The sequence below is a fragment of the Brachybacterium hainanense genome (genome assembly GCF_042434575.1).
Taxonomy (GTDB): Bacteria; Actinomycetota; Actinomycetes; order Actinomycetales; family Dermabacteraceae; genus Brachybacterium; species Brachybacterium hainanense.
In genome coordinates, this window is record NZ_JBHLSV010000010.1 from 138,591 (window position 1) to 163,294 (window position 24,704).

Here is a 24,704-nt window from a genome sequence, read left to right on the forward strand (position 1 = left end):
TGCTGCTCCGCGGCGTTCACCCGCGACGGACCGCGAGGAGCCGCGCCAGCAGCTCCGTGACGCCCGGGGCCGCGAGATCCGGCGGAGCGCCGTCGGACCGCTCCCAGCTCCGGCCATGGGAGACCCATCCCGTGCGCAGGCCCGCGGCCCTGCCTCCGCCGATGTCCGCGTGCGGGGAGTCTCCGAGCATCCAGCTCTCCTCGCCGACGCGGCCGCCCTGGAGAGCTCGGGCGAAGATCGCGGGATCCGGTTTCGCGCAGCCCGCCTCCTCCGAGATCACGACCGCGTCGACCAGCACGTCCAGTCCGGTGCGGGCGATCTTGGCCCGCTGCTGCGCGGACGGGCCGTTGGTCAGCACGATGATCCGCGCGCCGAGCGCCCTGGCCCGGCGCAGCTGCTCGTCCACGCCGGGGAACAGCGCGATGCGATCCACGTGCCCCATCAGCAGGAGCGCGAGCAGATCCGCATCGGGGGCGTCCGAGCGCAGCACCTCCCGCAGCACCGGGAGGACCTGCTCGCGCGGCGCGAGACCGTGCGCATCGGCCCGCAGGAGCCGGTCCCGGTCCCGCGGGCTCCCGCCCGCGGCGGCGACCTCCGCGGCGGCCCAGCAGGAGAACGCCGCCGCACGGTCGACGAGGGTGCCGTCCAGATCCAGGACCAGGAGCATCGGCAGGCTCAGCCGCGCCGCGCCAGCAGGCTGATCGTGTTGGGAAGGCGGCCGTCCCAGGCGGCGGCCGGATCCTCGTCCTCCGGCATCCAGAACGGCTCCGGGTGCTCTGCCAGGTGCAGGAGCTCGAAGCCTGCGTCGAGGACGCACATGACGAGCTGGGCGAGGGTGCGCTGATGCTCTGTCGCGCCGCCGGCCGGGAAGGTGTCGTTGACATGGGAGGCGGCGAAGTAGCTGCGGTCCCGGCGCACCCGTGCCTCGGCCGGGTCCCAGTCCCACAGCGGGATCAGCGGGTGGGCCTCGAGCAGGAAGAGATGCCCGCCCGGACGCAGCAGCCGGTGCATCTCCGCGGCCCAGGCGGGGAGGTCCTCCAGCCAGATCAACGCGCCCTTGCCGGTGTACACGAGATCCGCGCCGCCTGCGGGCAGGCCCGTCGCCGGGAGCTCCGCGACCTCATACGTGCAGGCGGCGCCGAGCTCCTGCGCGCGCCGGGCGGCCGCCCCGACCGCGGTGGGGCTGTAGTCCAGACCGTGCACCGAGGCCGCGCCGAGGCGCAGCAGGGCGTGGTCGTCGAGTCCGTGCCCGCTCTGCGGATGGAGCACCCGCGCCCCGCTCAGGAGCGGCATGAGAAGGCTCTCCTCGACGGGCAGCAGTCGAGCGGTCCGGGCCTCCTCGAGCAGCGCCGCGTCCTCGCGGACATGCTTGCGGTTCGCCTCGTCCCAGGCGCGACGGGTGTCCTCATGGGTGCTCATCCTGCGAGCCTACCGACCGCACCGTCGCAGGACCCGGGAGATCAGAAGGCGACGGCGACCCCGAGCGTCGCGACGACGACCGCCGATCCCAGCAGCGTGATCGCCCAGGGCGAGACGCGGCTGCGGCGGAACGTCATCGACGTCGAGTACAGGGAGATCATGCCGGCGAGGAACAGCGCCGCCGCCACGACCAGCAGGACGGGACCGAGGGGATTCACGCGGACCTCCGGGGCCAGGGGCGGGATCGTCGAGCAGATCCTCCCATGGGCGGCGGTGCGGGGACCGGGACGATCGTCCTGCCGGTCAGCACGTCGACCATCGTGCCGTCGTCTCCGCGACGGTGGTGCGTCGCGCCTGGCGATCCTCGACGAGCTGCTCGAGCACCTGCTCGGCATGCTCGGGCAGCTCGTCTGCGACGGCATCGGCGACGACGCTGGCGCGGATGTTGCTGGCGTAGGCGTCGCGGGCGGTCTGTGCGATGCAGGCACGGGTCGAGACGCCGGCGATGACGACGTGCTCGACGCCGAGGTTGTGCACGCGCAGGAGCAGATCCGTCCCGAACCAGGCGCTGTCCCGGGTCTTCTCGACCCGGGTCATCCCGGCGGTGTCGAGCTCATGGAGGACCTCGGTTCCCGGATCCCCGGAGAACAGGAATCCCTCGTCGTCCTCGAGCATGGACAGGGTCCAGGTCGACCGATCGCGACTGTGGACGGTGGAGATCAGCAGGATCGGCACTCCGGCGTCCCGCGCGGCGCGGCTGAGCCGCGTGACGGCCTCGACGAGGGCCCGCCGCTCCGTGCGCAGGCCCGGAGCATCGAAGAAGGCCTCCTGCAGATCGACGATCAGCAGGGCATCGGGATGTGCAGCGGGCATGGCGGCGGCGCTCCTCGGAACGGGCTGACGGGTCGGCCACCATCCTCTCAAGGCGAGGCCGCGAGCACCCCGGCGGATCGCGGCGACGCGCCCGATCCGCCGCCTCGGCCCCGCACGGCGCGTGGTGCTGGAGCCCGGCTCCGGCGAGGCCCGGTCGACGGTGCCCAGGCCTCAGATCGGGAGCGTCACCTCGCTGCGCAGCCGACTCGCGACCGGTGCCCAGGTGAGCTCGGCGAGCCCGGGCAGCGCATGCAGCGTGTCCTCGACGAGCTGCTCGCACGTGGAGCGGCTGGTCGTGCGCACGTGCAGCAGATAGTCGATGTCCCCGCCCAGACGCTCCGCCTGCACGATGTGGGGGATCGAGAAGACGGCTCGCTCGAAGGCGCGCACGGACAGCTCGTCATCGGCGGCGAGCACGGCGAAGGCTCGCGCCTCGAACCGCAGCCCGAGGGCTTCCGGGCACAGCACCGCGGTGTAGCGCTCGATCGCCCCGGACGCCTCGAGCCTACGCAGCCGGCGGTGGCTCTGCGCCTGGCTCAGGCCCAGCCGGGTCCGGATGCGATGGGGATTGAGGATCCCCTCCTCCTGGATCAGGGCGAGGATCCGTCGATCATCGGCGTCGAGGTCCATGGGACGGTGGTTCTCCTTCATCGGGTCGAGGTGCCCTCCGGGCGGGGAGCGGGGGCGGGGAGGTCGGACGCGCGCTGGTCTCGCGCCGGACCGTGAGGAGGCCGATCGCCGCGTCCACGGCGAGGAAGGCCATAAGGGTCCATCCGACGAGCGGGAGCAGCAGGCCGACGGCGATCGCGACGGCGCCGGCCGCGGGCAGGGCCCACCACGGGGCGCCGCGAAGAGCGCCCCGTCTCGGCGGTCTGCCGGGGACGGGACGCGGAGCGCCGCGCGGGCGCCGGGACCACCACAGGACGTATCCGAGCACGACCATCGTCGCGATCCCGAGCGCGACCGCGGCGACGGCGAGCTGGTTCACGAGTCCGAACATGGTGCCCATGTGGATGTCCACTCCCCATCGCGCGAGCTTGGCCATGAGCGGGTAGTCAGCGAAGTCGGCGCGGTCGAGGACATGACCGGTCGCCCCGTCGATCGCGACGGCATCGACCTGCGTCGGATAGGACCGCTGGATCTCCTGGACGACCCAGGCCGAGCCCGGCTGCGCCGGCGGGAGGATCTCGACGGCCCCGGCGTCGACGCCGGCGTCGCGGGCTGCGAGCAGCACCTGCTCGACAGCCTCCGGCGAGACCCGGTCGCCCGGCATGTCCATCATCCCGGCGTGATGCGCGTGGGCGGGTGCCGCCGCCGGATCCGGTCCGGTGGCCACCGTCGGCGTGGCCCAGCCGAGCTCCTCTCGCAGCTCGGTGACGGTGCTTCCCGCGTGCTGCGACCATGTGATCCCGGTGGCGGAGAGGAAGAAGGCTCCGAGCAGCACGCAGGCGCCGAGGACGGTGTGCGTCCGCAGGAGCCTGCGGTAGCCGGTGGGCCGCGGACGGCTCCGGCCTGTGCGTCTGGTCCCGCGCGCCCCGAGGCCGCGCCGGAGCCAGAGCACGAGGCCCGCTCCGGCCACGATCCAGAGCCAGGACGCCGCGAGCTCGCTGTAGAGCCTGCCCACATCACCCAGGTGGAGGCTCCGATGGAGCTGATCGATCCATGCCCGCAGCGGCAGCGATCCGCTCGTGCCGTAGACCGTGAGATCACCGCGGATCTCTCCGGTGCCGGGGTCGATGAAGACCGCACGCGACTCGCTCTCGCCGAGCCCGTCTGCGGCATACATGACGCGGGTGGTCGCACCGGGCTCGGGTGCGGGGCGGACGGCGGTCAGGGCGGAGCCGTCCCCGACATGGGAATCCGCGATCGCGACCTGTTCCGCCAGGGAGAGGTCCTGCGCTGCCGGGGCCACGCGCAGCTCGTGCGCGTAGACGACCCGCTCGACCGGGGCGGAGAGCGCGTAGAGGGCGCCGCTCACCGCGGCGACGAGGACGAACGGACCCACGAGGATGCCTGCGTAGAAGTGCAGACGCAGCAGGAGCGAGGTGAGCCAGCCTCTGCCGGGTGCGCGGGAGGGGACGGAGGAGGAGAGCATGCGGGGTCCCTGGGAGGAGCGGGTCGGGCGAGGGATGGGGAGCGCCGGGGGTGGGGCCGATGACATCGACCCCACCCCCGGTCACCCGCGCCGTCAGGCAGCGGGAATCATGGTCCCGTGCTCAGCAGGGGTCGATCGCCCCCGTGAGCGGATCCGCCGCAGGATCGGCGGTGACGACCGAGAGCGTGAACCCGCCGTCCTCGAGAGCGGCGATCTGCTCATCGCTCAGCTCGAACGAGCCGGCCGCGCCGCCGCTGGTCCCGCCCGTGGTCTCGAGCTGCAGCTGCCCGGCACCGGTGTCGACCGTGATCTCGCTGACCTCAGCCGGCAGCCCTGCGTAGACGCAGGTGACCGACAGGGTGCTGCCGCTGAGCGAGCCCTGGCACTGGGCCGCGCCGGCGCTGCCGCCCAGCAGCGCGGTGTACTTCGATGCGCTCGTGGCCCCGTCCTCGCCGCCGAGGAGGCCGCCTCCGCCGAGCAGACCACCGACACCGTCGCCGCCGAGGAGATCGCCGATCCCGCCGTCGCCGAGGAGACCGCCGACAGCATCGTCGCCCACGAGGCCCGACGTGGCGTCCTCGCCGAGGAGCCCGCCCACGCCGTCCGGTCCCAGCAGGCCCGTGGTCCCCGTCTCGCCGAGCAGATCGGAGACTCCGCCCTCGCCGAGGAGTCCGGAGGCGGCATCCCCGCCGAGCGGTCCGGAGAGAGACTCGAGGGTATGGATGTTGTCCGTGATCTGCAGGACGTCCAGGACACCTGTCGGATTGCCGCTGGCGACATCGTCCACGGCGGTCTCCCAGAGGAGGCGCCAGGCATCGATGTGGTCGCCGGCGAAGCCCGTGTACTCGTCCATATCGGTGAGAGTCTCGAGATCCACGCGCTCGAGGATGTCGGACGCGTCGGTCGTCTTCCAGAGGTAGGTGGGATCGGTGAGCATCTCCGGGGAGGGAAGTCCGGGCATGATCAGGTCCGACATGTCTGCGAGCTCCTCGACGGAGCCGACGTCGAGAGCTGTGAGGTCGTTCGAGTCCAGCGGGATGCCGACGCCTCCGCAGGAGGTCAGGAGCGTGACGTAGTCGGTGCCGTGCCCCTTCACGTGGGAGGGGTTGAAGACCGGGATCCAGCCGAGCGGACCACCGTAGATGTCGATGACCGGCATCTCCGAGTTTCCGATCGCGCCGCTCGCCAGAGACAGGACGAGATTGTCATACGTGGGATCCGTGTGGAACTCGTTCAGGTGCGAGGCACTTCCGAGAAGGGGAATGCCATCTTCGTTCGACCACATGTGGTCGAGGAAGAAGGTGCAGGCATCGCCACCTCCGGAATCACCATGACCCCCGCCATGACCGCCTTCCGCAAATGCAAGAGGTGCGCTGGCGAAGGCGAGCGCCGCGGTCGCCGCGGCAACCGCTGCCTTCTTCCACCAGCTCCGACCGTTCTGGATTGACATGACTTCGACCTTTCCGTCGCGTTCGAGCGCCAGGAGATAGCCTGCGGGTGCCGGGGAGCACGAATGAGACTGCAGGGAACCTGGGGAGGTCCTGACGCCACGCTGAACCTACGTGACGTGCGACACGAGGGTCAAGGGGGTCCTATGGGAGGTTTTCACGGGGGTCATCGGGGGGTCATGGGGAGGTGGCATCGACCGCCTCCGCGACACGCACCCCGGGCGGTCCGGGCGCACTGCCTGGGGATACGGTCGGCCTCGGCCAGATCAAGAGGATCACAGCAGGTCAGGCTGGACTCGCGGCGGACATCGACCCCGGCGCGCCCGACGGCGCCCGCGCGGCATGCATCCCGTTGCGCGCGAGGCGCTCTCCATGCAGAGCTCGCGTTCCGGGCTCCGATTGACATTCCGGCCCCGTGTCCAAAATGACCCGATCCGATCATCTGGAAATCCCGTACCCGTGTCCATAATATTGATCCGTCGGTGTCCATAACCCATCCTGCGCCGCCGACGCCGTGCGCAGGAATGTCCACAGATATCTCTCCACCTGCGCGGAGAACCATCACCTCCTCACGAAGGATCGGAGCCCAGATATTCATTCCCCAGATGAGGTGAACGGCCGCCGGTCACCCAGGAGAAGAGGCATCGGGAGCACCCGTCCGCTCGCTCCAGGACGCCGATCATGATTCATGCGGAATCGTCGCTCACGGCCATGGAGCGGTGACCGTCGTCGGCGGCCCCACGATCGCGGGCCTCCGGCGTCCGGCGCCGGTCGGCCGCTCCCCGGTCCGGTCGTTCACCGCGGCGCGACCGCCTGCGCGGCCCGGATGACGGCATCCGTCGTCGCCGCGAGCACCGATCCCGCCCGCCCTGCGGACCATCCGATGCCGCGGTCGCTGCGATGCTCGAGCAGCGTGAGCGCCTCGCTGTCGCTGCCCGCACGGATGCTCTGCTGATGCAGGTCGAGGACCTCGAGGTCGAGGCCGCAGGAGGACAGCATCGAGACGAGGGCCTCCACGGGTCCCATCCCGACCCGCTCGCCGATGTGCTCGATCCCGTCCACCCGCAGCCGGATCCGGCTGCGCTGCTCACCTGCGACCTGGCTCGTCGCATGCTCGAGGAGCTGGACGCGGTCCGGCTCCGCCGGGCTGAGATAGACATCCTCGAAGATCTGCCACAGCTCGTCGACCGTGATCTCGAGACCGGAGTCGTCGGCGCGGGCCTGCACATGTCCGGCGAGGTCGATCTGCAGGCGACGCGGCAGGGACAGTCCGCGGCCGGTCTCCAGCAGATGCGCGATGCCGCCCTTCCCGGACTGCGAGTTCACGCGGATCACCGCGTCGTAGCCGCGGCCGATGTCGGCCGGGTCGATCGGCAGGTACGGGACCTGCCAGGCGGCCTCGGACTCCGGGACTCCCGCGATGCCGGCACGGCTGCGGTGCTCCGCGAGGCCCTTGCGGATCGCGTCCTGATGGGTCCCGCTGAAAGCGGTGTGGACCAGATCCCCGACATAGGGGTGACGCGGCGGCACCTCCATCCGGGTGCAGTGCTCGACCACGCGACGGATCCCGTCGATGTCGGAGAAGTCGATCATCGGATCGACTCCTTGCGCGTGCAGGTTCAGCGCGAGCGTCGCGATGTCGACGTTGCCGGTGCGCTCCCCGTTGCCGAAGATGCATCCTTCGACGCGCTGCGCCCCGGCGAGGACGGCCAGCTCGGCGCAGGCGATGCCGGTGCCGCGGTCGTTGTGGGGATGGACCGAGAGGATCACGGCGTCGCGCCGGGGGAGGCTGCGGTGCATGTACTCGATCTGATCGGCGTAGACGTTCGGGGTCGCGACCTCGACGGTGGCCGGCAGGTTCAGGGTCACCGGCCGGTCGGGGCAGGCGTCCCACAGCTCGATGACGGCATCGCAGACCTCGAGGACGTAGTCGGGCTCGGTGAGGTTGAAGACCTCGGGGCTGAACTGGAACCGCACGTTCGGCATGTCGCCGGCCGCATCCCGCACGGAGCGGGCCCCCTCGAGGATCAGCTCCTTCAGCGCCGCCCGGTCCCGACCCAGCACGACGTCGCGCCAGATCGGAGCGGTCGCGGTGTACATGTGGATCACCACAGGGTTGGTGATGTCGCGGACCGATGCGACCGTCCGAGCGATCAGATCGCTGCGCGCTGGGGTGAACACGACGATCGTCACGTGCTCGGGGGCGAGATCGGACTCGGCCAGCAGTCGCACGAAGTCGTGGTCGGTCTGCGATGCGGAGGGGTAGCCGACCTCGATCTCGGTGTACCCCATGGCGACCATGAGCTCGAAGAAGCGTCGCTTGCGGGCGGGATCCATGGGCTCGGGGAGCGCCTGGTTGCCGTCGCGCAGGTCGACGGGCACCCAGAGGGGCGCGCTCGTCAGGCGGCGGTCGGGCCATCGACGATCCAGGCGGGGGATCTCGACGCGGGAATGGGCGTCTCGGTAGCGGTGCGAGGGCATCGACGAGGGCCGCTGGCGGTTCCAGGCAGAGGCGAGGGTGGTGATGGTCATGCGGGTCCAGCTCCTTCATGCGGGTCGGGTGACCGGCGCAGCATGCGGCTCCACGACGGGGAGCCGGTCGTATCAGGCCCCGCCGTGGCGGCGAAGAAGGAGGTGGTCCATGGAGAACATGGCTAGAATGTAGCACGACTCCGCAGACAAGCAGACAGGAATGACGCCATGGCACAGCTCCGACGCACCTCGATGGCTGATCAGGCCGCGGATGCGCTGCTCGAGCGGCTGCACGCGGGGGAGTGGCAGCTCGGGGCGAAGCTCCCGGGAGAGACCACGCTCGCCCGGCAGCTGGGCGTGGGCCGCACCACCGTGCGCGAGGCGATCCGCCAGCTCGCGGGACGTGGCGTGCTCACGTCCCGCCAGGGCGCCGGCGTGTTCGTGACGGCTCTCGACGTGCGCGAGGACTGGGGAGAGGTCCTGGACGGGGCGGACATCGCCGCGGTCCTCGAGGCGAGGATCGCGATCGAGACCGAGGCCGCCGCCCTCGCCGCGCGCCGACGCACCCCGGTGCAGCTGCGGGCCATCCGTCGCGCTCTCGAGGGACGCGTCCGCCATGACCTCGACATCGAGCAGCACGTCGATGCCGACACCACCTTCCACCGCGCGATCGTCCTCGCCGCAGGGAACCCGGTCCTGCTGGAGCTGTTCGACGGATTCACCCCCCGTCTGCGACAGGCCATGATCGACCTGCTGCGCATGCGCGCCGAGTTCGGGTCGGCGGATGACCAGCAGGCACACACCGGCCTCGCCGACGCGATCGCCGACCACGACCCCGCGGCTGCCGGGGAGCGCAGCCGCATCCACCTGACCGGCCTCCTGGAGGAGCTGGGCTGAGGTGACACATGCCCGCTCCTGATCGGGCGCCATCAATTGTCATGACAGGCGCACGGGTCCCCCGGCACGATGGAGCCATGGATCAGCGCACGCAGGACGTCCAGATCGTCGTCGCCCACAGCCAGCGGGCGACGCTGCGCGTGGGCGAGACGTTCCTGAAGATCGACGGGGACCCGGAGCACGCCGAGGTCGAGGCGGAGGCGATGGCCCTCGCACCCGTCCCGACCCCGCTCGTGCTCTGGCGGGAGCCGCCGGTCCTCGCCATCGCAGCGGTGCCCGGTCGGGCGATCGCGACCCTCGGCGAGCCCTCGACGTCTCCGCCGGAGGCGTGGAGGGCGGCCGGGACGGCGATCCGGACGCTGCACGATGCGCCGCTGCCGCCGTGGCCGGGGCGACGCCTCGAGGACGTCCGGGCGGAGCTCGACCAGGAGTGCGCCTGGCTGCTCGGGAACGGGGTGCTGCCGCCCGAGGTCGTCCGCCGGAACAGGGACATCGCCGAGGGAGCGCTGCGGCCGTGGACGCCGGCCTTCATCCACGGCGATCTGCAGTGCGCGCACGTGTTCATCGAAGACGGCGGGGTCACCGGGATCATCGACTGGTCCGAGGCCGCGTGCGGCGACCCGATGTTCGACCTCGCGATCCTGACGCTCGGCCATGAGGAGCACCTCGAGGACGTGCTCGCCGGCTACGGGCAGGATGCGGATCGCGAGGTCATCCGCGCCTGGTGGTCGCTCCGGAGCCTCCAGGCCTCCCGATGGCTGATCGAGCACGGCTTCGACCCGGACGCGCCGGGCTGCGAGTTCGACGTCCTCCGAGCGCGCATGCGCGATCCGCTCCCCTGAGTCGGGGGCTGGTCCCGTCCGACCGCCGCTGCGGCGTCATCGTCCCCGGGCGGCGCGCAGCCAGCGCGTGCCGTACCCCTCGACCTGGACTGCCGTCCCCGGGCGAGGACCCGGGCGCGAGCGCTCCAGCAGATCCAGGAACCGGGTGTCCTTGCCCATGCCGTTCTCCTCGGCCGCGGGCAGGCGCACAGTGCGGGGCTCGGGCCCCAGATTGTGCACCGCGATCAGCACTGCCTCCGTCGAGGACATCTGGTGGACCAGGACCGAGGGATGCTCCGTCTCCAGGACGCGGAGCGCGCCCCACGCGATCTCCGGGCATTCCCGGTATCGGCGTGCCAGGAGCTGGAGGAAGCTCAGGAGCGAGGAGGGGTCATCCTGCTGATCCCGCACGTTGACGCGCTCGGGGCCGAAGCGTCCGGTCGTCAGCGGTGCGGTCAGCTCCTCGGGCGAGGCCGTCGAGAAGCCTCCGCCCGGCGAGGGATCCCACTGCATCGGCGTGCGCATCCCGTCGCGGTCGGTGGTCGTCTCCGGCTCGGCCATGCCGATCTCCTCGCCGTACAGGAGCAGCGGCGCTCCCGGGAGGGTGAACAGGATGCTGTAGGCCAGCCGGATCCGGCGCTCGTCGCCGTCGAGCATGGACGCGAGCCTGCGGACGATCCCTCGGCCGTGCACCCGGCGTCGAGGATCGGGGGCGAAGGCGGCGAAGACCTCGTCCCTCTCGTCCTCCTCGAGGAGCTCGAGGCTCAGCTCGTCGTGGCTGCGCAGGAACATCGCCCAGCCCTGGGCGGCGTCGACACAGGGGCGGGCACGGAGCACCGAGATCAGCGGCCTCGCGTCCTCCCGGGCGAGGGCGAGGAAGAGGGTCTGGGCCGTGAGGAAGTCGAGCTGCAGGTCCAGCTCCACGCCTCCGTCCCCGAAGTACGGCATCTGATCCTCATGCCCGAGCCCGACCTCGCCGAGCAGCACCGCACCCCCGGAACGGCGGCGCACGAATCGATGCATCTCCCGCAGGAAGGCATGATGGTCCGTGCCGGGAGGCGCCCCCGGGCCGTCGATCAGGAACGGGACCGCATCGAGCCGGAATCCGTCCACGCCGAGCGCGAGCCAGAACCCGAGGATCCGTGAGATCTCCTCGCGCACCGCAGGGTTCGCGAGGTTCAGGTCGGGCTGATGGCGGTAGAAGTTGTGGAGATAGAACGCCTCGGCCTGGTCATCCCACTCCCAGATGCCGTCCTCCTCGTCGGGGAACACGCTGTTGCCGGGGTCATCGGGCACGTCCTCCTGCCAGACGTAGAAGTCCCGGAAGCGGCTGTCCCGGCTGCGACGGGCGGATCGAAACCAGGGATGCTGGTCGGAGGTGTGATTGACGACCAGGTCGATGATGACCCGGATCCCGCGGTCATGGGCGACGCGCAGCAGCTCGACGAAGCGGCCCGGATCCCCGAGTCGCGGATCGATCGCGCAGTGGTCGGTGACGTCGTACCCGTCGTCCAGATCCGCCGTGGCCTGGAACGGCATGAGCCACAGGCACGTCACCCCGAGCTGTGCGAGGTGGTCGATCCGGCTGAGGAGACCCTCGATGTCGCCGATGCCGTCCCCGTCGGAGTCCTGGTACGTCTCGATGTCCAGGCAGCAGATCACCGCCGTCCTCCACCAGAGATCGCTGCGATCGGCGGCACGCACGGTCCGCTGCACGGGATCGGTCATGACGGCCCCTCCCGACCTGCGGGCGTCCCGTCGGCACGCCCGTCCTCCGCGATCCGGGGGAGACGGGCGCGCAGCAGCCGCAGCAGCTCGGGGCACCGGTCGAGGAACCTCTCCTGGTCCGTGCCCACGTGATGGAGGTGGACCTCGTCATAGCCTGCCGCCGCCGGGACCACGCGCTCGACCAGCTCGGCGACGGAGCCGGCAAGAGCGACGGCTTCGGCGAGGCTTCCTGGATCATCGGTCGCCCGGGAGTCGAAGTCCTCCGGCTGCTGGAGATCCCACATCAGCGCCGGCGGCACGGTCGCCTGCCTCCACTGCTCACGGGCGATGCATCCGGCTGCGACGGCGCTGTCCGCGAGAGCCAGATGCACCTGCAGGACCAGCGGGCCCCGACCGCCCCGGCTCCGGTACGCGCGGCGCACCGCCCCGGTGGTCCGCGGATCGCAGCCCGTGGTGATCAGGCCGTCGGCCCAGGAGGCCGCCCATCCGGCGGTACGGGTGCTCACCGCGGCGGCGAGGGTCGGCGGGATCGCTGCGGGTCGGCTCCAGACCCGGGCACGATGGACGCGGACCGGACCGTCGGCATCGACCTCCTCGCCGGCGAGGAGGCGTCGGATCACGTCGACGGAGGCGAGCAGCCGATCATCACGCGCCTCGTGGTCCGGCCAGGGATCGCCGGTCACGTGCTCGTTGAGCGCCTCCCCGCTGCCGCAGGCGGCCCAGAACCGGCCCGGGAACATGCGTCCCAGCGTCCCGATCGCCTGGGCGAGGACGGCCGGGTGGTATCGCTGGCCGGGCGCGGTGACCACGCCGATCGGGAAGCCTGTCGAGGCGAGGGCCGCTCCCAGCCACGTCCAGGCGTGGCCGGAGCTCCCCTGGGCGATGCCCCAGGGGGCCAGGTGGTCCGAGCACATCGCCCCGTCGAAGCCGACGGCCTCGGCGCGGACCACGAGGCGCAGCAGCTCCTCCGGCGGGATCTGCTCATGGGACGCATGGAATCCGATCCTCGTGCGCCCGGCCGGTCGATCCGCCCGGGGCGGATGCGACCCCGCGGTCGGGGAGAGCCAGGCGCGGTGAGGATGCTCCCGCGTCCCCGCGCGCCGCGGGTCCCCGTTCACCACGTTCACGACGTCGCTCCCGTCCCCGGCTCCAGGACGACCTTGACGCATCCGTCCTGCTTGCGCTGGAAGAGCTCATAGGCCGCCGGCGCCTCCTCGAGCGGCAGGCGATGCGTGACCAGATCGTCGAGCCCGAGGGGGTCGGCGGGATCGGCGGCGAGCGGCAGGAGGGTGCTGGTCCATGCGCGGACGTTCGCCTGGCCCGTCCTCATCGTGATCTGCTTGTCGAACATCGTCATGAGCGGCATCGGGCTCATCGCCCCGCCGTACACGCCGCTCACGGAAACGGTCCCGCCCCGCCGCACCAGCTCGATCGCGCTGTGGAGCGCCGCGGCCCGGTCCACTCCCGCGTGCTCGAGCGCGCGGCGGGCCATCCCGCCCGGCAGCGCCCCGACGGCATGCTGCGCGGCCTGGGCGAGAGGGCTGCCGTGCGCCTCCATCCCGACGGCGTCGAGGACGGCATCCGGTCCCCGTCCGCCGGTGGCCTCGCGGATCCGGGCGACGTGGTCCTCCGCCGTGTCGTGCACCTCCACCCCGTGCCGTGCCGCCATCGCGCGCCTCGCAGCGATCGGATCGGCAGCCAGGACGCGCAGGCCGCGATGGACGCCGATCCTCGCGGCGAGGTGCCCGACCGGGCCGAGCCCCAGGACGGCGAGCGTGCCGCCCTCCGGGACGGAGGCGTACTCGACCCCCTGCCACGCGGTGGGCAGGATGTCGCTCAGGAACAGGTAGCGGTGGTCGGGGAGGGCCTCGCCGACCGGCATGAGGCCGTGATCGGCGTGCGGGACGCGAAGCCTCTCGGCCTGGGCTCCGGGGACCTGTCCGTAGAGCGCCGAGTATCCCAGCAGCGCCGCGCCGGTCCCGTGCGCGCGGACCTGGGTGGTCTCGCACTGGGAGTCCAGTCCCGCCGTGCAGGCCGGGCACCGTCCGCAGGAGATCGTGAACGGGACCACGACCCGGTCCCCGGGCTGGACATGGGTGACCGCCGCGCCCACCTCCTCGACGATGCCCATCGACTCGTGCCCCAGGACTTCGCCCGGTCGCATGTAGGGGCCGAGGATCTCGTAGAGGTGGAGGTCGGAGCCGCAGATCGCCGTGGAGGTCACGCGGATGACCGCGTCCTCGGGCCGGAGGACGCGCGGATCCGGGACGTCCTCGACGCTGATGTGACGTCGTCCCTGCCAGGTGACTGCTCGCATGGTCGTGCTCTCCTGTCTCGTGGGCGGCTCGTCCGCGCCGGTCTCTCAGGGGCGGTTCTGCCCCTGGACCCGCTTGTCGGCCTGCTCCGGGGTGCGCGCATCCGGCAGATGGTCGCCGCGGCTCGCGCGGTAGGCGCGCCAGCCGAACGCGAGCAGGGCCGCACCGAGGATCGCGGGGATGACGGAGAGCCAGGAGAAGGCGTGCGCCGCGGAGGTCGCCAGGGTCCCTCCGGTGACCAGACGGAAGATCGCTGCTCCGATGAGGGACCCGAGGACGCCGAGCACGATCGTGCTCACCCAGCCCCCGCGTGCTCGTCGGCCGAACATGTTCTTGGCGAGGGCTCCGACGAAGAGCCCGATGATGATCCAGACGAGGACGATCATGGCCTGCCTCCTTGGCGGGTCGGCGAACACGGACGGCACGTGCCCCGAAGGGGTGCCGGTCCCCCCATCAAGGCACCGGCAGGAACCGTTGGGAAGCTCCCGAGAACCGCCGTCCGCCCGGAGGCATCACGTCGAGCCTGGTCACGGGGCTGATCTGCGAGGGTCCCCGGATCCGCTACCGCGTGGTCGGCGGGGGAGGACGGGATCATCGGTCCGCGGGGAACGCCTGCGTCGGAGGGATCTCCTGCACGGGCGCCACCACCACGTCATGGATCTTCCAGTCGATCTCGTGCAGGGCGGCGCGGAGGTCCTCGCAGCGCTGCGCCGTGATCGCTCCGCCCTCGGGGACGACGAACATCTCGACGTGCAGGACATGGCCCTCGTCCCGCACCCGGGCCGCCGCCTGCGCGATCCAGTCCTCGGCGCGAGCCCGCTCCTCGACCTCGGCGATGAGGGGATGGGGCTCGGCGTCGTCGAAGGTGCGCGCCCGGCCGTCGGTCAGCCCCCGCAGCGCCGCCCGGAGGTTCTTGACGCCGTCGTGGAGGATCGACAGCGAGATCAGGATCGCGGCCACCGGGTCGAGCCACCACAGTCCCAGACCGATCCCGAGGACGCCGACGATGCTGGTCGCGGTCGAGGACCAGTCGGCGGTGTTCATGTCGGCGTCGGCGTAGAGCACCTTGTCGTGCAGCGGCTCGGCGAGCTTCTTCTTGCGGCGTCCCAGGAGGATCGGCGGGATGAGCGCGAGCACGAGGATCCCGATCATCGACCAGCCGGCCCAGAACGCGTGCCCGGCCAGGACCGTGAGGCCCACGGTGGGCCGCTCCGCGCGCACGAGCGTCGTCCCGGAGTCGATGAGCAGGAACAGGCCCATGGACAGCAGGGCGACGGAGGCGACGAGGTGGGCGACCCCGATGGAGCGGTGATGGCCGTAGGGGAACTCCGCGTGCGGGGCGCGCCGGATCCTGCGGGAGGCCACCAGGAAGGCGATCGGAGGGAGCATGGCGAGGGAGTCCTCGATCCAGGCGGCCTTCATGGCCTGGGACTGCCCGGCGAGCATGACCTGGAGCGCGACGGCCACCGCGGCGCACACGAGGGAGACCTGCTCGAGCCGGACCGCGCGCGCGAGCATCGTGCGCTGGGCTTCGGGCAGGGCGTCGTGCCCGGATCCGGCGCCTGCTTCCGGGGCCGGATCTCCACCGCTCGACGCGCTTCGCCGGGGCGTCACAGCTCGCCCCCTGCTCGGCGAGGTATCGCTCGAGGGAGACCATGAGGGCGTTCTCCCCCGGGGCGACCCCCATCACGATCTTCAGCCGCTCGCCGTCCGGTCCCCGTGACTCGGCGTACGGGCGGGTGGCGCTGATCTGCGAGGTCCAGGGCATGTCCTCGGTCAGGCCCCCGATCACGAGGTCCAGCTCCTGCGCGGCCATGGCACGGGCGAGCTCGCTCTCCGAGCCCACGGTCCAGGCGATCCGGGCGTCGATGCTGCGCGCGTACCCCTCGACCAGGTCGATCTCTGTGCCGCCGAACGTTCCGTCGGCGGAGGCCTCGGTCCAGGGCGGGTTCTCGGTGAGGCCGACCCGGAGCTCGCCGCCTGCTGCTCGGGCGAGCGTGCCCTCGGCGTCCCGGGGGATCGAGGAGCAGCCGGAGGGGAGCAGGACGACGGCGGAGAGCAGGGCCAGGAGCCGGCGACGGTCCAGGAGCTCACGAGGGACCGGGACGCCGCGAGGGCGGAGGCGGGCCTCGCGCACTGCGCTGTTGCGGGAGAAGGACATCGGGGGCCTCCTGTCGCACGGACGGTTCGCGGTTCGCACGGACGGTCGCGAAGATGCGAGCCGAATGTACCGGGACCGGCGCCGGCGGCGCCGACCACGCGGTCGGAGCTCCGGCCGATGCCGACCTGTGCTGGTCAGACGGACTCTTCGACGATCACCGACCGCGTGCACGGTGCGGATCCCGCGGCGCCGTGCCTACCGTGATCGGACTTCGCGGCGCAGGGGCCGAGCGCCCGGCGAACCCCGCCATCGCGCAGCGGACGAACCTGAGGAGGGACGAAGGATGACCAGCACCGACGCCACCACCGACCAGCTCACCTTCTGCGACCCCGTCCACCGCTTCCCGGCGATCCGCCCGCCGGTGCAGGACCAGCCCGAGCCCGGCCTCGACGCGGAGCTGATCCCCGCGAGCGACCGCGGAGAGCACACGTACCGGGGAACCGGCCGCCTGGAAGGACGACATGCCCTCATCACGGGCGCCGACTCCGGGATCGGTGCAGCGGTCGCGATCGCCTTCGCCCGGGAGGGCGCGGACGTCGCGATGAGCTACCTGCCTGCGGAGGAGGAGGACGCCCAGCACATCGCCGGCGTGATCCGGGAGGCGGGGCGCAGGGCGATCCTGATCCCGGTCGACCTGGCCGACCCCGCCGCCCGGACGCAGCTCGTGGCGAGGGCCGTGGAGGAGCTCGGCGCGCTCGACGCTCTCGTGAACAACGCGGGGAAGCAGATCGCCGTGGAGCGCTTCGAGGACCTCAGCGACGAGCAGTGGCTCGAGACCTACGACGTCAACATCACCGCCATGGCGCGGATCGTGCGCGATGCCCTGCCACATCTGGCCCCGGGGTCCACCATCGTGAACACGACCTCGATCCAGGCGTACTCGCCCTCGCCGCACCTGGTGGACTACGCCTCCACGAAGGCGGCCATCAACAACTTCACCAAGGGCCTCGCCCAGCAGCTCGCGCCGCGGGGGATCCGGGTGAACGCGGTCGCCCCCGGCCCGATCTGGACCCCGCTGCAGGTCTCCGACGGCCAGCCCAAGGAGGCCCTCCCGGAGTTCGGGACGTCCACCCCGCTAGGCCGCGCGGGACAGCCCACCGAGCTGGCACCCGCCTACGTCTTCCTCACCTCCGCAGAGTCCAGCTACGTCGTCGGGGCCACGATCGCGGTCACCGGCGGATCTCCCACCCCGTGACACCGGCCCGAGAGCCGTTTGGAAAGGAGCACGCATGTCCTCCGACGATCCCCGCACCCCCACCCCGCCACCCACCCCGGAGCAGCCGGACCCGATCCGGCGCAGCGGCGGCGCGCTGACGACGTCGCAGGGCCTGCGCCTGCGCGACACCGATCACTCGCTCCGCGCCGGTCTTCGCGGACCGGTGCTGCTGCAGGATCACCATCTGCGGGAGAAGATCACGCACTTCGACCACGAGCGGATCCCGGAGAGGGTCGTCCATGCGCGCGGCGCGGGCGCCTACGGCACCTTCGTGAGCTACGGGACGGCCTCGTCGCTGACCGTCGCGGACTTCCTGGCCCCAGGGCGGCGCACTCCGGTGTTCACGCGCTTCTCGACGGTCGTGGGCTCCCGGGGCTCCGCCGACACCGTGCGCGACACCCGCGGCTTCGCGACGAAGTTCTACACCCGGGAGGGCACCTACGACCTCGTCGCCAACAACATCCCGGTGTTCTTCATCCAGGACGCGATCAAGTTCCCGGACATCATCCATGCGGCGAAGCCTCACCCGGACCGCGAGATCCCGCAGGCGCAGAGCGCCCATGACACCTTCTGGGACTTCGTCTCGCTGCACACCGAGGCCCAGCACCATGCCATCTGGCAGATGTCCGACCGGGCGATCCCGCGGTCGTACCGGATGATGGAGGGGTTCGGCGTCCACACCTTCCGCCTCGTCGATGCGGAGGGCACCACCTCGCTGGTCAAGCTCCATTGGAAACCCGACCTGGGCGTGCACTCCCTCACGTGGGACGAGGCGCAGATGCTCGGGGGAGCCGATCCCGACTTCCACCGCCGGGACCTCGCCGATGCGATCGACGCCGGTCACCTCCCCAGCTGGGAGCTGGGGATGCAGGTGCTGCCCGATGCCCCGGAGCAGATGTTCGACGGGATCGACCTGCTGGATCCCACGAAGCTGGTGCCCGAGGAGCTCGCCCCCGTCCATCCGGTGGGTCGCCTCACCCTGGATCGCAACCCCACCAACTTCTTCGCGGAGACGGAGCAGGTCGCCTTCCACCCCGGGAACCTCCCTCCCGGCATCGACGTCACCGATGATCCGCTGCTGCAGGGGCGGCTGTTCTCGTACATCGACACGCAGATCACCCGCCTCGGCGGACCGAACTTCGCGCAGCTGCCGGTCAACCGGCCGCACGCACCGGTCGACGACATGCTGCGCGACGGGTTCGGCCAGCAGGCGGTCCATGACGGTATCGCGCCCTACCAGCCGAACTCGCAGGGCGGCGGCTGCCCGGTCGTCGCCGGAGGGGATCCCCGTGCGTTCCTCGACGTCCCCGCGGAGGTCGCGGGCGGGGCGAAGGAGCGTCGGCACCCGGTCTCCTTCGAGGACCATTTCAGCCAGGCCGGGCTGTTCTGGAGATCGCTCAGCGATCTCGAGCGGGATCACGTCGTGGCGGCGTACTCCTTCGAGCTCGGACGGTGCACGGACCCGGCGGTCCGCGAGCGGCAGGTGCAGTGCCTCGCCTTCATCGACTCCCAGCTGTGCGCGCGCGTCGCGTCCGCGCTCGGCCTGCCCGCACCCGATGCCGGGGCCGCCGCGAGCGGACCGGAAGGATCCGCGCATGCGGCACGCACCGTCGAGCACTCGGCGGCGCTGTCCCAGCTGGGAGGGCACTGGCCGGTGGACGGGCGCGTCGTGGGGGTCGTGGTGGACCGCGAGGTCCCGCCCGCCGATCTCCCGGCGGTGCTCGACCGCCTCGTCGAGCTGCGGATCCGGCCGATCCTCATCGCGGCGGCGGGCGGTTCCGTCGCCGGCCGCGCCGTGGACCGGACCTTCGCGACCGCCCGCTCCCTCGAGCTGGACGCGCTCCTGCTCGCGGGGGCGCCGGCGCGCGGCGCCGATGCGATCCCCAGCCTCGATGCGCGGGTCGGAGACCTCGACGGCGTCGTCGACCCGCGGGCCGCGATCCTGGCCGAGGAATGCTGGCGGCACGGCAAGCCGATCGGCGCCTGGGGTGACGGGGAGCATCTGCTGCGGGGCTGTGCGGCGACCGCGCCGCTGACGGGGATCGATGCGGGGTCCGCCCCGGGTCCCGGCGCGGGGGTGGTGCTGGCCCCTGACGGCGCGGCCGCGGCCGAGGCCGTGGGCCGCTTCCTGGCGGAGCACCGGGTCTGGGACCGGTTCCGCGTCGACAGCCGCTGAGGGGAGGACCCGGAGAGCGGGAAGCGGCGAACCCGCTCTCGGAAAATGTCAGGAGAAGACAGGGAGATCATCTCAGAATCGTCCTGACGAGTTCCCCTGTCACGGCGTCCCACCGGAATCGTCGGCCCGGGCGCCGTCCGCCCGGATGCGGACGAATCCTCTCCCATCATCCGCCCGGCGGGTCGACCGAGCATTCACACCCGGGACCTGCCGCTGAGAATTCCGGAGGCGGCTAGTACTCTCGCCCATCCGAATCCTCGGCGCATTCCTCCTCGTTGCCGCATCAATCACGGGAAAGGGCGGGCGCCGACGCGATGCGTCGACGCCCGCCCGCTCAGTCTCGGGGAACCACCGGGTCAGCGATCACCGTCGTGGCTGTGGAGACCGCCCTCGCGCTTCGCCTCCGTCGGCTGAGCCTCGGCTCCGCGTCGACCCGCCTCGGCGGGGTCGGCGGAGTTCTCCTCGCCGAAGCTGCCCGAGGAGGCCTGCCCGCCTTCGCGCCCCGCCTCCCGGGGGTCCGCGGCGTTCTGCTCGCCGAAGCTGCCCGAGGACTCCTCGCCGCCCTTGCGAGCCTGCTCCTCCGTGTCCTCGCGGTTCCCGAACTGCCCAGGGTTGTTCCTGTCGGCCATGTGATCAGATCCTCTCTTCAGATTGGTCGATCTCTTTCGGTGGAGCATCTGCTCCGTCTCCAGATTATGCATCGAGAGGGCGTCGCGACACCCCACCCCGGAAACCCCTCCTATATCGGACGAGAAAGCGTCCATGCCGTGCACGGATGACCCGCCGACCGCCTGGTCGGAATCGCCGTCCATTTCTTTGCCAAGGTCGCCGGGCTCCGCCTCCGCCCGCCCTTCCCCTCCTCGCCGATCACCCGTAGCGTGGGGGCACGGGCCTCGCGGTCCGGACCGGATCCCTGCGATCGAGGAAGGCACCATGATCTCCGTTCCCGCTCCGCCGAGCACATCCCCCTCCGCCCCGATCGACGAGGAGCTGCATGCCCTCCACGCCTGGTGGAGGGCCGCCAACTACCTGTCCGTGGGACAGATCTACCTCATGGACAACCCTCTCCTGCGCCGGCCGCTCGAGGCCGAGCACGTCAAGCCCCGGCTGCTGGGGCACTGGGGGACGACCCCGGGCCTCACCTTCCTGTACGCGCACGTCAACCGGGCGATCCGGCAGCGCTCGCTGCGATCCCTCTTCGTGACGGGACCGGGGCACGGCGGCCCCGGCCTGGTCGCGGCGAGCTACCTCGAGGGCACCTACACGGAGACCTATCCGGCGATCTCCCGGGACGAGGCGGGGCTCCGGCGGCTGTTCACCCAGTTCTCCTTCCCCGGCGGCATCCCCTCCCACGTCGCCCCGGAGACGCCGGGCTCGATCCACGAGGGCGGGGAGCTCGGGTACTCGCTGTCCCACGCCTACGGAGCCGTGTTCGACAACCCCGACCAGCTGGCCGTCACCGTCGTCGGCGACGGCGAGGCCGAGACCGGACCGCTCGCGACCTCCTGGCACGGCACGGCGTTCGTGAACCCGGCGCGGGACGGGGTCGTGCTGCCGATCCTCCATCTCAACGGCTACAAGATCGCGAACCCCACGGTGCTGGCGCGCATCGGCGAGGAGGAGCTCACCGCCCTCATGCGCGGATACGGGCACGAACCGCACCTCTTCACCGCCGGCTTCGACGAGGAGGACCCCCTCGAGTTCCATCGGCGCTTCGCCGTCCTCCTGGACGAGGTGCTGGATCGCATCGCCGAGATCAAGGCCGCCGCGCGAGCGGAGGTCGAGGCGGGGCGCGAGCCCGAGCGTCCGCGCTGGCCCATGATCGTCCTGCGCACCCCCAAGGGGTGGACCGGGCCGAAGGAGGTCGACGGGCAGCGGACCGAAGGCTCCTGGCGCTCCCACCAGGTGCCCCTCACCAGCGCCCGCGACACCGCGGAGCATCTCGCGCAGCTGGAGGCCTGGATGCGCTCCTACCGGCCCGAGGAGCTGTTCGACGAGGAGGGACGGCTGTGCCCGCAGATCGCGGAGGCCTCACCCCGCGGCGAGCTGCGCATGTCCGCGAACCCGACCACCAACGGGGGAACGATCCTGGAGCCGCTGCGGCTGCCCGACTTCCGGGAGTACGCGGTCGAGGTGCCCGCTCCCGGAGCCACCCTCGCTGAGCCGACCCGCGTCCTCGGCACCTGGCTGCGGGACGTGATCGCGCAGAATCCCACGACCTTCCGTCTCTTCGGACCCGATGAGACGGCCTCCAACCGGCTGCAGGCCGTCTACGAGGTCACCGACAAGCAGTGGAACGCCGACTTCGTCCCCGAGGACCGCGCGGAGCACCTCGCCCGGGCCGGCCGGGTGATGGAGGTGCTCTCCGAGCATCAGTGCCAGGGATGGCTCGAGGGCTATCTCCTCACGGGCCGCCACGGGGTGCTCTCCTCCTACGAGGCGTTCATCCACATCGTCGACTCGATGGTGAACCAGCACGCCAAATGGCTCAAGGTCACGAACGAGATCGAGTGGCGACGCCCGATCGCCTCGCTGAACTACCTCCTGAGCTCCCACGTCTGGCGCCAGGACCACAACGGGTTCAGCCATCAGGACCCCGGCTTCATCGACCATGTCGTCAACAAGAAGGCGGAGATCGTCCGCGTCTACCTCCCGCCGGACGCGAACACCCTGCTGTCGACGTTCGACCACTGCCTGCGCTCGCGCCAGTACGTGAACGTCGTGGTCGCCGGGAAGCAGCCCGGTCCCAGCTGGCTGAGCATGGACGAGGCCGTGCTCCACTGCACACGGGGCCTCGGGATCTGGGAATGGGCCGGCACCGAGAGCGCGGGGGAGGAGCCGGACGTCGTCCTCGCCTGCGCCGGCGACATCCCCACCATCGAGACCCTCGCCGCCGCCGAGCTGCTGGCCGCGCAGATCCCCGAGCTGCGCATCCGAGTCGTCAACGTCGTGGACCTCATGCGGCTCCAGGAGGACACGGAGCACCCGCACGGGCTCTCGCGGAGCGCCTTCGACGGGATCTTCGGGCGGGACGTCCCGGTGGTGTTCGCCTACCACGGCTACCCGTGGCTGATCCATCGGCTGGCCTACCGCCATGACCGCGGCTCCCGCATCCACGTGCGCGGCTACAAGGAGGAGGGCACCACCACGACCCCCTTCGACATGCTCATGCGCAACGACGTGGACCGCTTCCACCTCGTGATGGACGTCATCGACCGGGTCGGCGACCTCGCCACCCGCTACGCGGGGCTGCGCCAGCGGATGGCCGACGAACGGACGCGGGCCCGGGCGTACGCCTACTCCCACGGCGAGGACCTCCCCGAGATCGCATCCTGGCAGTGGGGCGACGGAGGGGATGCCGCCGCAGCGCCGGCCGACACCGGAGGCGACAACGCCTGAGGTCCGCCGCAGCCCGGGCGCCCGCCGCCGTTGCGGCAGGGCGCCCGGGGACCGCTCACTCGCGCAGGAACAGCTCGAGCGCCCGGCGCAGCTCGGCGCGCGGGGCATCGCCGTGGACGTCGTCCTGCATGGTGCGCACCGTCCGCTCCCGCGTCGCGTAGCCCATGACCAGGGAGAGGAAGGCGCGCGCGGCGAAGGCGGGGGAGTGGCGGGGGCGCACGCCCCCGTCCTCCGCCAGCTGCGCGAGCCGACGCTCGATGATGTGCTCGTGCACGCGGCGCAGCCGGGCGCTGCGCATGCGCTCGGGATACTCGGAGCTGACCCCTTCGCTGTCGAGCGTCGCGAGCAGCTGGATGAGATGCGACCCGGGATCGTAGAAGTCGACGATCCCCCGGATGGTCTCGTCACGTCCCGGCATGGCGTCCAGGTCCTCGTCGAGCGCGCTCTGAGCCCGATCCTCGAGCCGGTCGATGACCGCGCTGAGGATGGAGGTCTTCGTGGGGAAGTGGTGCAGGAGGCCCGGGTGGCTGATGCCGATCGTCGAGGCGAGCGTGCGGACGCTCACCCCGTGATAGCCGTGCTCGGCGAAGGCCGCGGCGGCCGCATCCAGGATCTGCTCACGCCGGGCGAGAGCGAACATCCGCGAGGGCGAGGTGTCCTCGGCGTCCTCCGGGACGTCGGGCGTCGCAGGGGAGCCGTCCGCGGTGAGGTACTTCCTCTCCGGGTGCACGGCGGGCCGTCGATGGGCGAGCGTACGTGGGGACATGGGAGAGCTCCTTCACTGCGGTGCGGAGCCCTCTGCTGGACCTGCCTTGACGTTACCGTTCCGTGATCCGGGACGCAAGCATCCCGCTCAGCTCCCGTTCAGCTCCGGCTCCGGTCGGGGATGTCCCCCAGGGCCGTGACGTCCTCGGCGATCTCGTGGAGCTTGCGGTTCATCTGGTTGCTCGCGGAGCGCAGCAGGCGGAAGGCCTCGTCCTGGGTGATCCCGTGCGCGCGCATCAGGATCCCGATGGCTGCCCCGATCTGTCGGCTCGTCGAGAGCGCGTTCCCGAGCGTCTGCGCCCGCTGCTCGCTGTCCGCGTGGGCCATGAGGGTCGCGGCATGGATGGCGAAGACGGCGCCGGTCGCGATCGCCTCGTCCCCGAGCCCGTGCGGGGAGGCGGAGTAGAGGTTCAGCGCCGTCGGGACCGGCTCGTCGAGCAGATGGAAGGCGAGCACGCTCCTCACCCTGCCGTCCTCCCGGGCGAGGGCGCAGAACTGCGGCCACCGGGTCTCCTCGGCCAGGTCCTCGCTCCACATGGGCTGACGCGTCCGTGCGGCCTCGAGGCACGGACCGTCCTCGACGTCGTACTGGAGGCGGTCGATCTCCCGGGCCACGTCATCGGTCGCGCCGGCGGTCCAGGCGGAGGCGTTCGTCGGGCGCATGGTGATGCACGCCCAGTCGCATCCCTCGATCATGGTTCGGGCGAGGTGGACCACGCGCAGGCGCGCGGCACCTGGTGAGCCGCCCTCGTGAAGGAATCTGCTGAGGGCGAGGAACTCTTGTGCGAGTCGGTGGTGGGGGATCCCGGACATCGAACGCCATCTCTCCTGACGTGAGCTCGGATGACACCCAGGTTCTACCGCATGGTCGGCTCCGGGGCAAGACGGAGCCGCCGCGGTGCGGTCGCCGCACGGGGAT

At 71.4% G+C, this 24,704-nt stretch carries 21 protein-coding genes and 1 pseudogene; 5 read left to right on the forward strand and 17 right to left on the reverse strand.

The genetic code is table 11. The features are described from left to right. Window positions 1-16: 16 nt before the first annotated feature. The 8 genes from ACFFF6_RS10225 to ACFFF6_RS10260 form a co-directional block, all read right to left on the reverse strand. Window positions 17-667, reverse strand: a complete 651-nt coding sequence (locus tag ACFFF6_RS10225) for an HAD family hydrolase (RefSeq protein ID WP_376980309.1) — start codon at window positions 665-667, stop codon at window positions 17-19. 8 nt (window positions 668-675) lie between these two features. Next, window positions 676-1,419 (reverse strand): class I SAM-dependent methyltransferase, encoded by a 744-nt coding sequence (locus tag ACFFF6_RS10230; RefSeq protein ID WP_376980311.1) that lies wholly within the window; start codon window positions 1,417-1,419, stop codon window positions 676-678. Between the two features lie 41 nt (window positions 1,420-1,460). Then, on the reverse strand, window positions 1,461-1,637 hold the full coding sequence (locus ACFFF6_RS10235; protein WP_376980313.1) for a hypothetical protein: 177 nt from the start codon (window positions 1,635-1,637) through the stop codon (window positions 1,461-1,463). An 85-nt stretch (window positions 1,638-1,722) separates the two neighbouring features. Further along, window positions 1,723-2,292, reverse strand: a complete 570-nt coding sequence (locus tag ACFFF6_RS10240; protein WP_376980315.1) for a cysteine hydrolase family protein — start codon at window positions 2,290-2,292, stop codon at window positions 1,723-1,725. 171 nt (window positions 2,293-2,463) lie between these two features. Further along, on the reverse strand, window positions 2,464-2,922 hold the full coding sequence (locus ACFFF6_RS10245) for an Lrp/AsnC family transcriptional regulator (protein ID WP_376980317.1): 459 nt from the start codon (window positions 2,920-2,922) through the stop codon (window positions 2,464-2,466). After that, window positions 2,903-4,387 carry a PepSY-associated TM helix domain-containing protein gene (locus ACFFF6_RS10250; RefSeq protein ID WP_376980319.1) on the reverse strand — a complete coding sequence of 495 codons (1,485 nt, stop codon included), beginning with the start codon at window positions 4,385-4,387 and terminating at the stop codon, window positions 2,903-2,905. Before ACFFF6_RS10250 ends, ACFFF6_RS10245 begins: the two co-directional genes overlap by 20 nt. A 121-nt stretch (window positions 4,388-4,508) precedes the next feature. Continuing rightward, window positions 4,509-5,546: a hypothetical protein gene (locus ACFFF6_RS10255; protein WP_376980321.1), complete on the reverse strand. Its 1,038-nt coding sequence runs from the start codon at window positions 5,544-5,546 to the stop codon at window positions 4,509-4,511. Between the two features lie 1,084 nt (window positions 5,547-6,630). Next, window positions 6,631-8,367 carry a 2-isopropylmalate synthase gene (locus tag ACFFF6_RS10260; protein ID WP_376980323.1) on the reverse strand — a complete coding sequence of 579 codons (1,737 nt, stop codon included), beginning with the start codon at window positions 8,365-8,367 and terminating at the stop codon, window positions 6,631-6,633. A gap of 168 nt (window positions 8,368-8,535) precedes the next feature. Between ACFFF6_RS10260 and ACFFF6_RS10265 the strand changes: the two genes are divergently transcribed. Next, window positions 8,536-9,204 carry a FadR/GntR family transcriptional regulator gene (locus ACFFF6_RS10265; protein ID WP_376980325.1) on the forward strand — a complete coding sequence of 223 codons (669 nt, stop codon included), beginning with the start codon at window positions 8,536-8,538 and terminating at the stop codon, window positions 9,202-9,204. Between the two features lie 77 nt (window positions 9,205-9,281). Further along, on the forward strand, window positions 9,282-10,046 hold the full coding sequence (locus tag ACFFF6_RS10270; protein ID WP_376980327.1) for a phosphotransferase family protein: 765 nt from the start codon (window positions 9,282-9,284) through the stop codon (window positions 10,044-10,046). Between the two features lie 36 nt (window positions 10,047-10,082). Here the strand turns inward: ACFFF6_RS10270 and ACFFF6_RS10275 are convergent, their stop codons facing one another. The 6 genes and pseudogenes from ACFFF6_RS10275 to ACFFF6_RS10300 form a co-directional block, all read right to left on the reverse strand. Further along, complete coding sequence (locus ACFFF6_RS10275) at window positions 10,083-11,753, reverse strand: alpha-amylase family glycosyl hydrolase (protein WP_376980329.1); 1,671 nt, start codon at window positions 11,751-11,753, stop codon at window positions 10,083-10,085. After that, a complete protein-coding gene (locus ACFFF6_RS10280) occupies window positions 11,750-12,880 on the reverse strand; it encodes an LLM class flavin-dependent oxidoreductase (RefSeq protein ID WP_376980331.1) in 1,131 nt (376 codons plus the stop codon). Before ACFFF6_RS10280 ends, ACFFF6_RS10275 begins: the two co-directional genes overlap by 4 nt. Next, a complete protein-coding gene (locus tag ACFFF6_RS10285) occupies window positions 12,877-14,070 on the reverse strand; it encodes an alcohol dehydrogenase catalytic domain-containing protein (protein ID WP_376980333.1) in 1,194 nt (397 codons plus the stop codon). The genes ACFFF6_RS10280 and ACFFF6_RS10285 overlap by 4 nt, the downstream gene beginning before the upstream one ends. A 45-nt stretch (window positions 14,071-14,115) precedes the next feature. Continuing rightward, complete coding sequence (locus ACFFF6_RS10290; protein WP_376980335.1) at window positions 14,116-14,454, reverse strand: GlsB/YeaQ/YmgE family stress response membrane protein; 339 nt, start codon at window positions 14,452-14,454, stop codon at window positions 14,116-14,118. Between the two features lie 205 nt (window positions 14,455-14,659). Next, window positions 14,660-15,586, reverse strand: coding sequence for a cation diffusion facilitator family transporter (locus ACFFF6_RS10295; protein WP_376980337.1), 927 nt, complete (start codon window positions 15,584-15,586; stop codon window positions 14,660-14,662). 217 nt (window positions 15,587-15,803) lie between these two features. Next, window positions 15,804-16,229, reverse strand: a pseudogene (locus tag ACFFF6_RS10300) (hypothetical protein); the annotation flags it as partial. Between the two features lie 283 nt (window positions 16,230-16,512). Here ACFFF6_RS10300 and ACFFF6_RS10305 point away from each other — a divergent pair. Then, window positions 16,513-17,424, forward strand: a complete 912-nt coding sequence (locus tag ACFFF6_RS10305) for an SDR family oxidoreductase (protein WP_376980339.1) — start codon at window positions 16,513-16,515, stop codon at window positions 17,422-17,424. A gap of 34 nt (window positions 17,425-17,458) precedes the next feature. Beyond that, entirely contained in the window at window positions 17,459-19,621 is a 2,163-nt protein-coding gene (locus ACFFF6_RS10310; RefSeq protein ID WP_376980341.1) for a catalase, read from the forward strand. A gap of 356 nt (window positions 19,622-19,977) precedes the next feature. On the opposite strand, the gene ACFFF6_RS10315 is transcribed toward ACFFF6_RS10310, so the two are convergent. After that, the gene (locus ACFFF6_RS10315; RefSeq protein ID WP_376980343.1) at window positions 19,978-20,250 is read right to left on the reverse strand and encodes a stress protein; all 273 of its coding nucleotides are present in this window, start codon (window positions 20,248-20,250) and stop codon (window positions 19,978-19,980) included. 304 nt (window positions 20,251-20,554) lie between these two features. Between ACFFF6_RS10315 and ACFFF6_RS10320 the strand changes: the two genes are divergently transcribed. Beyond that, window positions 20,555-23,020: a phosphoketolase family protein gene (locus tag ACFFF6_RS10320; protein ID WP_376980344.1), complete on the forward strand. Its 2,466-nt coding sequence runs from the start codon at window positions 20,555-20,557 to the stop codon at window positions 23,018-23,020. Window positions 23,021-23,075: 55 nt separating this feature from the next. On the opposite strand, the gene ACFFF6_RS10325 is transcribed toward ACFFF6_RS10320, so the two are convergent. Together ACFFF6_RS10325 and ACFFF6_RS10330 are read right to left on the reverse strand one after the other, a co-directional pair. Further along, window positions 23,076-23,786 (reverse strand): TetR/AcrR family transcriptional regulator, encoded by a 711-nt coding sequence (locus ACFFF6_RS10325; protein WP_376980346.1) that lies wholly within the window; start codon window positions 23,784-23,786, stop codon window positions 23,076-23,078. 98 nt (window positions 23,787-23,884) lie between these two features. Further along, a complete protein-coding gene (locus ACFFF6_RS10330; protein WP_376980348.1) occupies window positions 23,885-24,598 on the reverse strand; it encodes a GAF and ANTAR domain-containing protein in 714 nt (237 codons plus the stop codon). Window positions 24,599-24,704: the final 106 nt, after the last annotated feature.

Excerpts from the sequence above, each read along its gene's own strand:
- ACFFF6_RS10225 (WP_376980309.1), bottom strand. The coding sequence starts at position 667 with ATGCTCCTGGTCCTGGATCTGGACGGCACCCTCGTCGACCGTGCGGCG.
- ACFFF6_RS10230 (WP_376980311.1), bottom strand. The coding sequence starts at position 1,419 with ATGAGCACCCATGAGGACACCCGTCGCGCCTGGGACGAGGCGAACCGC.
- ACFFF6_RS10240 (WP_376980315.1), bottom strand. The coding sequence starts at position 2,292 with ATGCCCGCTGCACATCCCGATGCCCTGCTGATCGTCGATCTGCAGGAG.
- ACFFF6_RS10245 (WP_376980317.1), bottom strand. The coding sequence starts at position 2,922 with ATGGACCTCGACGCCGATGATCGACGGATCCTCGCCCTGATCCAGGAG.
- ACFFF6_RS10250 (WP_376980319.1), bottom strand. The coding sequence starts at position 4,387 with ATGCTCTCCTCCTCCGTCCCCTCCCGCGCACCCGGCAGAGGCTGGCTC.
- ACFFF6_RS10255 (WP_376980321.1), bottom strand. The coding sequence starts at position 5,546 with ATGCCGGTCATCGACATCTACGGTGGTCCGCTCGGCTGGATCCCGGTC.
- ACFFF6_RS10260 (WP_376980323.1), bottom strand. The coding sequence starts at position 8,367 with ATGACCATCACCACCCTCGCCTCTGCCTGGAACCGCCAGCGGCCCTCG.
- ACFFF6_RS10265 (WP_376980325.1), top strand. The coding sequence starts at position 8,536 with ATGGCACAGCTCCGACGCACCTCGATGGCTGATCAGGCCGCGGATGCG.
- ACFFF6_RS10270 (WP_376980327.1), top strand. The coding sequence starts at position 9,282 with ATGGATCAGCGCACGCAGGACGTCCAGATCGTCGTCGCCCACAGCCAG.
- ACFFF6_RS10275 (WP_376980329.1), bottom strand. The coding sequence starts at position 11,753 with ATGACCGATCCCGTGCAGCGGACCGTGCGTGCCGCCGATCGCAGCGAT.
- ACFFF6_RS10285 (WP_376980333.1), bottom strand. The coding sequence starts at position 14,070 with ATGCGAGCAGTCACCTGGCAGGGACGACGTCACATCAGCGTCGAGGAC.
- ACFFF6_RS10290 (WP_376980335.1), bottom strand. The coding sequence starts at position 14,454 with ATGATCGTCCTCGTCTGGATCATCATCGGGCTCTTCGTCGGAGCCCTC.
- ACFFF6_RS10295 (WP_376980337.1), bottom strand. The coding sequence starts at position 15,586 with ATGCTCGCGCGCGCGGTCCGGCTCGAGCAGGTCTCCCTCGTGTGCGCC.
- ACFFF6_RS10305 (WP_376980339.1), top strand. The coding sequence starts at position 16,513 with ATGACCAGCACCGACGCCACCACCGACCAGCTCACCTTCTGCGACCCC.
- ACFFF6_RS10310 (WP_376980341.1), top strand. The coding sequence starts at position 17,459 with ATGTCCTCCGACGATCCCCGCACCCCCACCCCGCCACCCACCCCGGAG.
- ACFFF6_RS10315 (WP_376980343.1), bottom strand. The coding sequence starts at position 20,250 with ATGGCCGACAGGAACAACCCTGGGCAGTTCGGGAACCGCGAGGACACG.
- ACFFF6_RS10320 (WP_376980344.1), top strand. The coding sequence starts at position 20,555 with ATGATCTCCGTTCCCGCTCCGCCGAGCACATCCCCCTCCGCCCCGATC.
- ACFFF6_RS10325 (WP_376980346.1), bottom strand. The coding sequence starts at position 23,786 with ATGTCCCCACGTACGCTCGCCCATCGACGGCCCGCCGTGCACCCGGAG.
- ACFFF6_RS10330 (WP_376980348.1), bottom strand. The coding sequence starts at position 24,598 with ATGTCCGGGATCCCCCACCACCGACTCGCACAAGAGTTCCTCGCCCTC.